This is a genomic window from Clostridium pacaense (assembly GCF_020709765.2).
GTDB classification, from domain to species: domain Bacteria; phylum Bacillota; class Clostridia; order Lachnospirales; family Lachnospiraceae; genus Enterocloster; species Enterocloster hominis.
This window is the reverse complement of sequence record NZ_JAJFEB020000006.1, coordinates 159,175-170,725: the sequence shown is the minus strand read 5'-3', so window position 1 is coordinate 170,725 and position 11,551 is coordinate 159,175. Positions and strand designations below refer to the sequence as shown.

The window sequence follows — 11,551 nt, the reverse complement described above, 5'->3', positions numbered from 1 at the left end:
TCCAACGGAAAGCAATTCCCAACACGCCCTCTGCACCTGTCATTCATACTGGATGGCCGGGTTCACCACTGCATACACGATATCCGTCACCAGGTTGGCAAGGAGCACCACCACTGCGGACAGAAGGCAGACTCCCATGATGACCGGGTAATCCCTGTTAAGGATTGCGCTCATGGTCATCAGTCCAAGACCGGGCCATGAGAAAAGCTGTTCCACAATCACGGCCCCGCCGAACAGCACGGGAATCTGCATCCCTATGACCGTGACAATGGGGACCAGGGCGTTGCGCAGCGCATGTTTGTAGATGACCAGCCGTCTTCCGATACCCTTGGCCCTGGCCGTGCGCAGGTAATCCTGCTGGAGGATTTCCAGGACCGCGCTGCGGATATAGCGGATGTTGGTGCCTGCCATGGATACGGACAGCACCAGCACGGGCATTACCATGTGGGCCGCCACGTCCCCGGCCCCGCCTGCGGTCCCCAAGGTGACCATGCCGCCTGAGGGCAGGATTCCCAGGGTCACATTGAAAATGTAGACCAGCAGGAGGGACAGGAAAAATCCGGGTATACTGCTGCCGAAAAAGGAGGCCGTGACCACGGCATAATCCCCCTTGGAATACTGGTGGATTGCACTGTAGATACCCGCGGGCACCGACATGATCAGGCTCACGATCAGGGACACCCCCATCAGCAGGAGGGTGGGGCCAAGATGGCTTCCGATCATGCTGCCCACCGCCTCGTAGGATTTAATGGAAAAGCCCATGTTGCCCTGGAGCAGCTGGCCCAGCCACATGAAGTACTGGATATAGAAGGGCTTATCCAGCCCCAGCGCGGCCTCCTTGGCAGCCACCGCTGCCTGGGAGATACGCGCCCCCTGCATCATTTCCAGGGGACTTCCTGCAAAACACATGATGGCATAGTCAATGATGGTAATCCCGATCAGGGTTGGGAGGGCAATCAAAAGCCGCTTTATAATATACTTTGTCATATCAGTCAACTCCTTCCTGCCCGGCATGGATACATGATACAAGATGGCTGCCGCTGCCTGAGGCAGGCCTCAGGTCCATCCCTGCCGCGGCACACTCCCGGCTGCGTCTGGGGCATCTGGGATAAAAAGGACATCCCTCCCCAGGCCCGGACAGGATTTCCGCCTCCCCCTCAATCACTCCCCGGCCCAGCCGCTTCCTGGTCCTTGGATCGGCCAGGGGCACTGCGTCGAACAATGCCTTGGAATAGGGATGAAGGGGATGGTCAAACAGTTCCCTGCTGTCGGCCAGTTCGACAATCTGTCCCAGATACATCACCGCAATCCGGTCGCTGACATAATTGACAGCGCCCAGTCCGTGGCCGATGAATATACAGGTCAGGTCAAGCTCCTTCTGCAGGTTCTTGAGCAGGTTCAGTATCTGGGCCTGGATGGACACATCCAGGGCGCTGACCGGCTCGTCACAGACAAGCAGGCTGGGATTCAGGGAAAGCGCCTTGGCAATGCCGATGCGCTGGCGCTGTCCGCCCGAAAACTCATGGGGGTAACGGCCAAGGGCATTCCTGGCAAGGCCCACCAGATCCAGAAGATGCTCCACCTTCTGATGTATGTTGCTCCTGTCAGCCAGCCCATGATAAAGCATGGGTTCTGCCAGGATTTCGAAAATATGCTTTCTCGGGTTCAGGGAGGAGTAGGAGTCCTGGAACACCATCTGTAACTGGGTACGGATGGCCTTCAGCTCCGGCTTCCTCATACGGGACAGGTCCCTGCCCTTATACAGGATGCGTCCGCCCGTAGGACACTCCAGCCCCACAATCTGGCGGCCCAGGGTGGATTTGCCGCAGCCTGACTCACCTACCAGCCCCAGGGTCTCACCTTTATGGATTGAGAATGATACCCCGTCCACGGCACGTATCTCGCCTGTGCTCCGGGAGAAAATCCCGCTTTTGGCCGCATAATATTTCTTAAGTCCTTCAACCTGAAGAAGGGGAGCCGTGTCCATACCGTCATTTTGAAGCATCGTTCCCCACCTCCCCTGCGCGGCAGCATCTTACCAGATGGCTGTCCATTATCATCGTGTCTGTCTGGGGCCGGCTGCAGATATCCCTTCTGTAAGGACAGCGGTCCGCAAAACGGCAGCCCGTAATCATGTCGTACTGTTCCGGCACCATGCCTTCTATGGACTCCAGCACCCGGTCCCTCCGGTCCATTATCCCTGGCACGGAGCGCAGGAGGGCCTTGGTGTAGGGATGGGCCGGGTGGTCAAACAGCTCCAGCACAGGGGCCTGCTCTATCATCTGGCCCGCGTACATGACCAGCACCCGGTCGGCCATCTGGGCCACAAGGCCCATGTCGTGGGTTATCAGAAGCACCGACATCCCCAGTTCTTCCTTCAGTTCCAGGATAAGCTCCATGATCTGGGCCTGGATTGTCACGTCCAGCGCAGTGGTCGGCTCATCTGCAATCAGCAGGGAGGGACTGCAGGACAGGGCCATGGCAATCATCACCCGCTGGCGCATGCCGCCGGATAGCAGATGGGGATACCGCCGCATCACGGCGGCAGCGTCGGGCAGCCCCACCTTCTTAAGAAGCATCAGGGCACGGGCCGCTGCCTCCTCTTTTCCCAGGCCCATGTGGACCCGGATGCTTTCCGTCATTTGGTTCCCAATGGTGAACACCGGGTTTAAGGATGTAAGGGGGTCCTGGAAAATCATGGTAAGCCTGTCCCCCCTGATCTGGTCCAGTTCCTTTTCCGTCATGGCCAGCAGGTCCTTACCCTCAAACAGCACGCTGCCGGAGGTCACGGAACCTCCCCTGCCCAAAAGGCCCATGACGGACAGGGACGTGACACTTTTCCCGCAGCCGGATTCCCCCACGATACAGACCACCTCGCCGGGGTCCACATAAAAGCTTATGTGGTCCACACTTATATTCTTTCCTCCGTCACCGGAAAAGGACACCTCCAGATCCGAGACTTCCAGGATATGTGACATATTATTCCTCATTTCTATGAACTGATTTATCAGACCTGCTGCGGCAGCCAGGCCGAAACAGGTCTGAATCAAGAACACCCAGAGAGCAAACGCCCCCCGGGATTCTGTATATTAGCGATTCAATTGGCTTACTGGGCAATATCCCACTGTTCCACATGGTTCAGGAAACCATAGACACTTGGCCTGGCACCCACAAGACGCTTGTTCACGCCAGCCATGGTCTTGATGATATAGGCGGAGAACATGGGCACGTCCTCCTGTACCTGCCTGTCAACAATGGAGTACAGTTCCTTTAACTGGCCCACATCATCGGTAAGGGATACCTTGGACAGGGCCTCGTTAATCTTATCATTGCCATACCCGGTCCAGCTGCCCTCGCCTCCAAGGAGCCAGGCCACGTCGGCGTAAGGATCCACCGGCGGATAGGTGTACTGGATTGCCATCACGTCAAAATCACCTTTTGCTGCATTGGCCATCAGGGTATTGATGTCCATGGTCTGGATCTCCGCCTTGATGCCCACCGAAGCCCACTGTGCGGCAATGACGGAAGCAGCATTGACAAAGGTGCTGTCATCCGAGTTAATGCTGAACTTAATGGTCCGGTTCCTGTCCCATCCGCTTTCCTCCAGAAGGGACTTCGCCTTCTCAGGGTCATATGGAAGTGGGGTGATGGTATCGTCAAAGTAGGGGCTTGCCGAGGACAGGAAACCTTCTGAAACCTCCCCGTAGCCCTTTAACAGCTGCTCCAGGATCTGGCCGCGGTCAATGGCATAGACCATGGCCTGTCGCACCCTGGCATCCGTTATGCTGGTGGTGTTGATGAATACGGACTGGTTGGTTATGGGTTCACCGAAGGAGGTGGTCACATTCTCCAGCGCCTGGATGCTCTCATAATCCTCCAGCGGGATGGCGCTCAGGGTGTTCTGGGTCACGTCAATCTCACCTGACTTAAGGCCCGCATACAGCTGGCTGCCCTCCACGATCTTGATGTTCAGCCGGTCAATCTTGGGGGCGCCTTTCCAGTAGTCCTTATTAGCCTCATAGGATACATAGTGGTCCCTGTCAAATTCCGTCACCTTATATGGCCCGCTCACCACATCCGGGCGATTGAACCACGGGTCGGACATAAGCTCCTGTTCGCTCATGTTCTCAATCACATGCTTTGGAAGCGTCATGAGATACCGTGCATAGGAGCTGTTAAATGTAATCAGGGACATGGGCGCCTTGGTGGTAAAGCGGACGGTCTTGTCATCCACCTTGGTGATGCCTTCCACATGGTCTGCGCCTTCCGCCACGAATCCGTCATCCCCAACGCCTTCGAATACATAATACATCATGGCCATATTGCCGATGGTGGGGCTGCATATGCGCAGGGCCGTATATACCACATCATCCGCGGTTACAGGCTGTCCGTCGGACCAGACCGCCTTGTCATCTATATGCACAAGGAAATTCCGGTCATCCTCAGCCGTCACCGAATCCGCCAGCATCCCTTCAAAATTCATATCCCCGTCCAGTTCCATGAGAGGAAGGAACATCAGGCCGGTGGCGTATTTGTTCATCTCCATCCCGTCCATCAGAAGGGGATTCAGGGTGTTCAGGGTATTGGTCACACCGATGTTCACGATCTTTTCCCCGGCAGCGCTGCCCCCGGCCTGTCCGGCCTGGGTCTGGCCCGTTGTCCCGCTTCCTGGCTGGGGCGCGTCGTTCCCCCCTGCCTTACATCCTGCCAGCGACAGGGCCATGACTGTGGCCAGGGCAAGTGAAACGCACCTCTTAGCCATTGTATTTTTATTCTTCATCCTGTTTCCTCCTGAGAATATTCCTCATTCAAAGCACACTATTCATAGTAATTTAGTATGGTTTTATTTATATCATCACAGCTGGGAAAAGTCAATAGCTGTGATTTATCTGTACCTATTTTAGCATATGTGATTTTAAATGAAAAGCTGAATCTTGTGCATAAAATTCCAGTAATACACCAGGCAGAGGCCCTGGCCTTCCCATGACCGCGGCCGGGGCGCCCCAACAGTTCCTGGAGCGCCCCGGCCGTTTCCTTTTATTGTATTCAAATATCCCCTATCCCAGATACGCAATCACATCCATCAGGCTGTCCATCCTGCGGGTTATCAGTTTCTTCTCCCGCTCCCCGGGTTCCACCTCATCCGGTATCATGATTACATGACATCCGGCCGCGGCGCCCGCCCTGACCCCCAGGATTGAATCCTCCAGGACAATACATTCATCCGGCCTTCTGCCCAGTGTCTCTGCCGCCTTAAGGTAGATATCAGGGGCCGGTTTACCTTTCTTTACCATATCCCCGAATATCATACAGTCAAAATATCCACTGACCCCCGCCATCCCGAGGTACTCCCTGGCAGTGGGTTCATCCGTGGAGGTGGCCAGTCCGATACCGTAGCCAGAGTGTTTCAGATAACCTAAAAGTTCCATTAATCCTGGCTTCAGAGGCATCCCATTCTTTTCCAGATACCCGTCCACATACTCCTGCCTGTACCTGCGCACAGCGTAAAAATCAAATGTATCCCCTAACGCTTCCCTGAACGCACTGATACAGGATCCGCGGTCCGCTCCCCTGGTACGGTTTAACAGCTCCTTCGTAATGGGGAAACCGGTTACCCTTCCGGCATACAACCAGGCATCCCCATAAAGACGCTCCGTATCAAACATCAGGCCGTCCATGTCAAATATCGCCGCACGGATCATCATTTCTCCAGGACCGCTGTGTTCAAAGATGCATCCTCCTGGGCCACATAGTGGTCGCGCACCCCGTCCAGCTTCTTGCTGCCAATCCGCTTGTGGAATTCAGGATCCTTAGGTATGTCCGGGTTAATCCCCAAATCCTGGGGCGCCATGCAGGCCACCACCTGAAGGGGAATGATGTATTCCCAGCAGGAGAACATGGGGTCTTCCACGAATTCCACAATCAGGTTTTTGTCAGACTGCACATCCACGCCATCCGGCGATGCAATCAGGTAATTATGCGGCGTCCACTCACTGAGTATCCCAACCAGCTTCATGGTCCTTGGCTTATAGTCTCCCCTGGAAGCCAGGTAGAAGATGTGGGCGCTGTCCGTGATGGAGTTATAGATACCGTGGAAAAATTCTTCGATATCATACCCGCTCACGCCCTGACGGACTGTCTCCAGGATCTTAAGGGCGCCTTCCAGCACATCACAGTACATGCCGTCATATCCCACAACAATCACCCGCTTTGCCGGAAGGAACTCGTCTTTAATCCTCTTATACCACTCCACGGCGGCGTCCGTGACCTTCCCCAGGTTGCCAATGACCCGGAACATGCGCTCCCTGTATCCAGCCGCCTTTTCCTCCGTGGCCATGCCCTTTGCAATGGCCAGTTCCGTGAGCATCATCATGAGGGTAGCAGTGGTTCCTGCGTAGCCCTTGGTCTTTGCCCCGCATTTTTCATTCCCCACTTCAATCTTAGTGGATGTGTCGGCGTGTTCAAAGATAAGTGCCGACGGGTTTTCGGACACGGCCGCCGTGTGCAGTCCGCGTTCCCTTGCGGAATCCAGGCCTTCCACCGTGGACAGGCTCTGGCCGCCCTGGGACATGCCGATTACCAGGGTTTTCTGATTAAATACCTTTTCCTCCCTTGCAAACTGGGTCGGATACATGTTAAATACCTTGATTCCCAGCAGCTCCTCCAGATACAGCTTGGCTGCCAGGCCGGCGTGATAGCTGGTGCCGGAGCCGATTACATAGATCTGCTCAATCTCCACATCCTTAAAATGGCTTACAAAGCCCTTTGTTATCTCTTCTCTTCTGTTAATGATATCGGTCAGCACGGCCGGTGTCTCACATATGTATTCAAACATCTTAGATTCCATCATAAAATACCGAAGAACGCACCCACAATGCCGATGGCAATCATGCCGAACATGATCGTGGTGGTCTTAAATCCTTTCTTTAATAATGCAAATGTCCCAAAAGTCAGTCCCAGAGGAAGCACGGAAGGCAGCAGCTGGTCAAACACACCCTGTATCTCAACAGTTGCCTCTCCCATGGTAAGCACCAGGGGCGTTGAGAAGGAGACCATGGAGGCTATCATGGCCCCGACCACGCAGAGTCCCATGACCTTGGCGCAATTTGTAAGTATTTCAATCATACCCGATGCCTGGGCAGCTTCCACGAACCCGACACCGCTCTTATACCCCAGCTTCAGCCCGTACCATCTGGCTACATAGTGGGGGATGTTGAATATCAGGAGGAACAGGATTGCCCCCAGGATGCTGCCCTGGGCCGCCAGCCCGCAGCCGATGCCTGCCGCGATGATGCGGAAGGTACCCCAGAAAAAGGAGTCGCCGATTCCCGCAATGGGTCCCATCAGGGCTGCCTTCAAAGCAGCAATGGATTCAATGTCAAACTGGTCGCCGGACTTTTTATTTTCCTCCTCCATGGCAATGCATGCGCCTGTGATGAAGGTCACCAGCTGAGGCGTTGTGTTGAAAAAGGACAGATGACGTTTCAATGCCTCGGACGCCTCCTTCTTCTCCGGGTACAGGCGTTTTAACACCGGAAGGAGGGAATAGCAGAATCCCACGTTCTGCATACGTTCGTAGTTAAAGGATGCCTGTAATGGGAAGGAGCGCCAGAATACACTGCGCATATCATTTTTTGTGACGATCCCGCCCTCTTTAAAAGTTTCATTGGTGCCTGCCATTATAATTCACCTCCCAAATCATCTGACATGGTGTTAACTGCCATGGATGCCATGTCGCGTTTTCTCTGCATGGCCTGCTGATAAACCACATAGGCAATGGTAGCGCCCACAATCGCCACGCCTACCGTGCTCATGCCCAGCAGCGCCGTCAGTACAAAGCCCACAAAGAGATATGCCGCATTGGTCTTATCGAATATAAGCTGCATAAGGATTGCGATTCCCAGTGCGGGAAGCATCCCACTTGCCACCTTCAGTCCGCCCAGGATGAACGGAGGCAGGGCAGCCACAAAACCGGCTATGGTATTGGATCCAAGCAGCACGCCCAGGAATACAACCAGGAAGGAGCTGAACCAGAACAGCCATGCCCCTGCCCACAGGGCTTTTGAGATTCCCTTGTAATCCCCTTCCTCAGCCGCCCTGTCGGCCCAGTGCAGGAAGGTGGTATTAATGGTCCTGTCCAGGATGCCCACGGACTGGGCCAGGGTTGCGATTGGAAGTGACAGCGCCACGGCCGCGTCCATATCAAGGCCGGACATGATGGCAAATGCCGTTGCCAGGATTCCTCCTGAGACCACATCCGGCGGCGTTGCCGCGCCGATTCCCACAATCCCCATCATGACCAGCTCCAGGGAAGCCCCCATCACGATGCCTGTATGTACATCCCCAAGAATCAGTCCTACGATAGGTCCGGTCACGATTGGCCGGTCAAACATATGCTGTCCGCATACACGGCCGTCCCAGATGGCGAATCCTGCAAGGATTCCCAAAATTAATGCTTTAAATAACATCACACATTCCCCCTTCTTTTACTTGTTATACTCTTTTACAATGTCCTCATAGGACAGTTTCTTCTCAGTGGGCACTGCCTGAAGGTACACATCCTTTCCCATGGCATGGATTTCTTCCAGTCCCTTCATATCCTTCCCATCCAGGTACACCTGGCGTTCCACCATCTTCTTTCCCGGCGCCTGACGGACGCCTCCCACACACAGGTTGGGGATGGACGGGCATTTCTCCATCAGGTACCGTGCATCCTCCACGCTTGCCGTCACCACGAAAATGGTCCTGGCCGCATGCTTTGGATTATTAATGACGGCCACGGCGCCATCCAGGGACTTGATGGACAGCACTGCCTGCGGAGGTTTCGCCATGTTAAATGCCATCTGCATCAACTTATCCGTAATCGCCTTATCGTTGGCAACCACAATGGTGTCAGCCCCCAGATAGGAAGTCCAGCTGACAGCCACCTGTCCATGGATTAAACGGTCATCTACCCTCAATAACTTAATCATTCCTATTCCTCCTATGGTTTCCTAAAAACATTGCTGCAGTTTCCTTTATTTCCTTACAGTTCCCCTAAATCCCCGGATGCATCTGTATCCGGGCCGGATTCCATCATGTCGTTTACCAGATACATGGACGACCTGGAATTCTCAATGGCTGTGCGCAGCATCCCCTTGTCAGCCTCTTCCCCTTCCCCCAGCGGAAGCAGCGCTATCTCCAAAAGCAGCCCCAGGTTCAGTCCTGTTACCAGATACACCTTCCGTCCATCCCCCAGCAGCTTCATGGCTGCCTGGGTGGTGCTTCCGCCTGCGATATCCGTAAGCACCACCGTGGGGCCATTGCTGCCAAAGCCTGTGATTTTTTCCTCAATCATGGAAGCTATCTCAGGTATGGTTTCCTTTGCCGTGATGCTCACGTAATCCACGTGCTCCACCTGTCCCAGCACCAGGTTCAGGGAGGTCAGGATTCCCTTTGCAAAATCCGCATGGGTAACCAGCACCATATTTTTCATTGTCCATCCTCCTTTCCATCTATTTGTATTTCCATTTCCTTCCTTAAATCAGTCCAATTGCATATATCTTTTATCGTTCTTTGTATATACATTTGTCCGCGTGGTTATATATTACCATAAGCGCATATACTTTTCAAGAGGTTTTTAGTAATTTTCATAAAGTTTTTTCTGGTTTACGGCGCTTTATGTATAGACATTTATTAATTTTCATTATATAATAGACTAGAATAATTGTGAGATAAAAGGAGATATTTCCATGTCAGGCAAACCTAAGTATATACAAATAGAAGATTCCATACTCAATCAGATAAAAGGCGGGATCCTGCGGCCCGGTGACCAGATTCCCACCGAGGCGGAGCTGTGTGACACGTTCCAGGTCAGCAGGATGACCGTGAACAAGGCAATCCAATCCCTTGCATCCAAGGGTTATATCAACCGGGTGGCAGGCAAGGGCAGCTTCGTGACCAATGTACATATACAGAAACCCATTGTCAGGATACCTCAAAGCTTTTCAGAAGACATGCGCTCCATTGGCCTGACGCCCGGTTCCCGGCTGGTGGACTACAGGATATACCGGGGAAGCGAACTGCCTGAAGCCGCTGCCCAGGCCCTGAACGTGGCCGGGGACGATATGGTCCATTATTTCTCCCGCATCCGGACCGGCAATGACATGATTATCTGCATCAGCTATACCTATGTCCCCTGCAGGGTCCTTCCGGCCATTGATGTGACCCGGCTGGAGCACTCTTTCTTTGAATATGTGAAGGAACTCGGATTGAACGTACAGTCCATGGACCTGTCGCTGACAGCCACCCTGCCCACTGAGGAGCAAAAGAAGCTGCTGGGGATAGAGAATGAGGCGCTGCTGAAATCATTTCACAATACGTATCTGGACAACGGGGATATACTGGAATATATTGAGACCTATTATATAGGAAGCATGTATACTTACCGGATTACCCTCTGATACAGGACATGGGCCTGGCAGCCACACAGCCGCCAGGCCCACGCCTTTTTCTATTTTCTTCTATCTCCTCAATCTCCCTGGACCAAACCTGAATTAATATTCCATCTGACGGTAATATCTCCTGGTTGTCAGAGGATGGTTCCTCTCCTTCTCCAGATGGCAGCTGAGACGCTCCGTCATTGCATACATCACCATCGGGGAAACAATCTTCCTGTACTCTGCTTCGGTGAAAGGCAGTTCAATCTCCTTGGTGTCAAACACATTGATTACCTTTGTGACCTTCTTGGAGAAATCCATCACACGGTCCATCAGCGGCCTTGTCTCATCCTCGCCGTAGAACAGGATGAGGCTTGTATCCTCCTCCACCAGTTCAAGGGTCCCATGGAAGTATTCGGCTGCGTGGATGGACTTTGTCTTAATCCACTGCATCTCCTCCAGGATGCACATCGCATAGTCGTAGGCCTCTCCCCACATCATACCTGCGCCGATTACCATGTGATAATCCGTATCCTTGTGCTCCTGTGCCATTTTCGCACATCTGTCCTCGTACTGCTCCTTTGCCTTAATCAGATATGGCACAATCCCTGCGTACTGATCCATGAATTCCTCGTACTTGTCAAATTCCCCTGCGTTTTTCTTAAACCTTGCCAGAAGGGCAATCATATAGGTATAAATGGCTTCACACAGACAGTCATCCTCTGCAAAGCTGAACAGCTTGTAGTCGGCAAATTCGCAGACAGGGGTATTGTCATTGGACACATATACAACGGTGCGGGCGCCGGCTTCCTTACAGTACTTTGCAGCCGCCACGATTTCTTTTGTGTTGCCGCTTCTGGTGGAGAATACACATACGGAATCCTTGGTGAACTTCCTGTGGCCCGCTGCCATGAACTCAGCCGCAATCACACTGTATGTATCAATCTGTGATGTTGTATCCAGCCAGTACTTCATGGGAAGGGAATGGGCGTATGTGCCGCCGCAGCCGATAAAGAAAATATTGGTGTAACCCTGGCTGCATATCTCGTCTACCGCTTTCTCAATCTGCGGCCTTAAGGCAATTGCCTCGCTGACTACCTTTTCGTAACGTGGAATGTCAAAATTAAACATAT

At 53.3% G+C, this 11,551-nt stretch carries 12 protein-coding genes; 1 reads left to right on the top strand and 11 read right to left on the bottom strand.

From position 1 onward, the window contains the following. Positions 1–39 precede the first annotated feature (39 nt). The 10 genes from LK536_RS42245 to LK536_RS42200 all read right to left on the bottom strand — a co-directional run bounded on the left by LK536_RS42245 (position 40) and on the right by LK536_RS42200 (position 9,475). A complete protein-coding gene (locus LK536_RS42245; RefSeq protein WP_008724540.1) occupies positions 40–987 on the bottom strand; it encodes an ABC transporter permease in 948 nt (315 codons plus the stop codon). 1 nt (position 988) lies between these two features. Continuing rightward, positions 989–2,005 (bottom strand): ABC transporter ATP-binding protein, encoded by a 1,017-nt coding sequence (locus LK536_RS42240; protein ID WP_227794451.1) that lies wholly within the window; start codon positions 2,003–2,005, stop codon positions 989–991. Then, positions 1,992–2,978, bottom strand: coding sequence for an ABC transporter ATP-binding protein (locus LK536_RS42235; protein WP_008724537.1), 987 nt, complete (start codon positions 2,976–2,978; stop codon positions 1,992–1,994). Before LK536_RS42235 ends, LK536_RS42240 begins: the two co-directional genes overlap by 14 nt. Before the next feature lie 128 nt (positions 2,979–3,106). Further along, the gene (locus LK536_RS42230; protein ID WP_120056602.1) at positions 3,107–4,780 is read right to left on the bottom strand and encodes an ABC transporter substrate-binding protein; all 1,674 of its coding nucleotides are present in this window, start codon (positions 4,778–4,780) and stop codon (positions 3,107–3,109) included. A gap of 277 nt (positions 4,781–5,057) precedes the next feature. Further along, the gene (locus tag LK536_RS42225; protein WP_227794452.1) at positions 5,058–5,705 is read right to left on the bottom strand and encodes an HAD family hydrolase; all 648 of its coding nucleotides are present in this window, start codon (positions 5,703–5,705) and stop codon (positions 5,058–5,060) included. Continuing rightward, positions 5,702–6,835, bottom strand: coding sequence for an SIS domain-containing protein (locus LK536_RS42220; RefSeq protein WP_008724531.1), 1,134 nt, complete (start codon positions 6,833–6,835; stop codon positions 5,702–5,704). Before LK536_RS42220 ends, LK536_RS42225 begins: the two co-directional genes overlap by 4 nt. 11 nt (positions 6,836–6,846) lie before the next feature. Then, the gene (locus tag LK536_RS42215; protein ID WP_034576905.1) at positions 6,847–7,680 is read right to left on the bottom strand and encodes a PTS system mannose/fructose/sorbose family transporter subunit IID; all 834 of its coding nucleotides are present in this window, start codon (positions 7,678–7,680) and stop codon (positions 6,847–6,849) included. Continuing rightward, positions 7,680–8,468 (bottom strand): PTS mannose/fructose/sorbose/N-acetylgalactosamine transporter subunit IIC, encoded by a 789-nt coding sequence (locus tag LK536_RS42210; protein WP_025484055.1) that lies wholly within the window; start codon positions 8,466–8,468, stop codon positions 7,680–7,682. The genes LK536_RS42215 and LK536_RS42210 overlap by 1 nt, the downstream gene beginning before the upstream one ends. Before the next feature lie 18 nt (positions 8,469–8,486). Further along, positions 8,487–8,972, bottom strand: a complete 486-nt coding sequence (locus LK536_RS42205) for a PTS sugar transporter subunit IIB (RefSeq protein ID WP_025484056.1) — start codon at positions 8,970–8,972, stop codon at positions 8,487–8,489. Positions 8,973–9,025: 53 nt separating this feature from the next. After that, positions 9,026–9,475 carry a PTS sugar transporter subunit IIA gene (locus tag LK536_RS42200; RefSeq protein ID WP_008724525.1) on the bottom strand — a complete coding sequence of 150 codons (450 nt, stop codon included), beginning with the start codon at positions 9,473–9,475 and terminating at the stop codon, positions 9,026–9,028. Between the two features lie 256 nt (positions 9,476–9,731). On the opposite strand from LK536_RS42200, the gene LK536_RS42195 reads away from it, so the two are divergent. After that, positions 9,732–10,442 (top strand): GntR family transcriptional regulator, encoded by a 711-nt coding sequence (locus LK536_RS42195; protein WP_008724523.1) that lies wholly within the window; start codon positions 9,732–9,734, stop codon positions 10,440–10,442. Between the two features lie 93 nt (positions 10,443–10,535). On the opposite strand, the gene LK536_RS42190 is transcribed toward LK536_RS42195, so the two are convergent. Continuing rightward, positions 10,536–11,549 carry an SIS domain-containing protein gene (locus tag LK536_RS42190; protein ID WP_008724522.1) on the bottom strand — a complete coding sequence of 338 codons (1,014 nt, stop codon included), beginning with the start codon at positions 11,547–11,549 and terminating at the stop codon, positions 10,536–10,538. Positions 11,550–11,551: the final 2 nt, after the last annotated feature.

Coding starts and splice junctions, on each gene's coding strand:
- LK536_RS42225 (WP_227794452.1), bottom strand. CDS start 5,705: ATGATGATCCGTGCGGCGATATTTGACATGGACGGCCTGATGTTTGAT.
- LK536_RS42205 (WP_025484056.1), bottom strand. CDS start 8,972: ATGATTAAGTTATTGAGGGTAGATGACCGTTTAATCCATGGACAGGTG.
- LK536_RS42190 (WP_008724522.1), bottom strand. CDS start 11,549: ATGTTTAATTTTGACATTCCACGTTACGAAAAGGTAGTCAGCGAGGCA.
- LK536_RS42235 (WP_008724537.1), bottom strand. CDS start 2,978: ATGTCACATATCCTGGAAGTCTCGGATCTGGAGGTGTCCTTTTCCGGT.
- LK536_RS42245 (WP_008724540.1), bottom strand. CDS start 987: ATGACAAAGTATATTATAAAGCGGCTTTTGATTGCCCTCCCAACCCTG.
- LK536_RS42215 (WP_034576905.1), bottom strand. CDS start 7,680: ATGGCAGGCACCAATGAAACTTTTAAAGAGGGCGGGATCGTCACAAAA.
- LK536_RS42240 (WP_227794451.1), bottom strand. CDS start 2,005: ATGCTTCAAAATGACGGTATGGACACGGCTCCCCTTCTTCAGGTTGAA.
- LK536_RS42210 (WP_025484055.1), bottom strand. CDS start 8,468: ATGTTATTTAAAGCATTAATTTTGGGAATCCTTGCAGGATTCGCCATC.
- LK536_RS42230 (WP_120056602.1), bottom strand. CDS start 4,780: ATGAAGAATAAAAATACAATGGCTAAGAGGTGCGTTTCACTTGCCCTG.
- LK536_RS42195 (WP_008724523.1), top strand. CDS start 9,732: ATGTCAGGCAAACCTAAGTATATACAAATAGAAGATTCCATACTCAAT.
- LK536_RS42220 (WP_008724531.1), bottom strand. CDS start 6,835: ATGTTTGAATACATATGTGAGACACCGGCCGTGCTGACCGATATCATT.
- LK536_RS42200 (WP_008724525.1), bottom strand. CDS start 9,475: ATGAAAAATATGGTGCTGGTTACCCATGCGGATTTTGCAAAGGGAATC.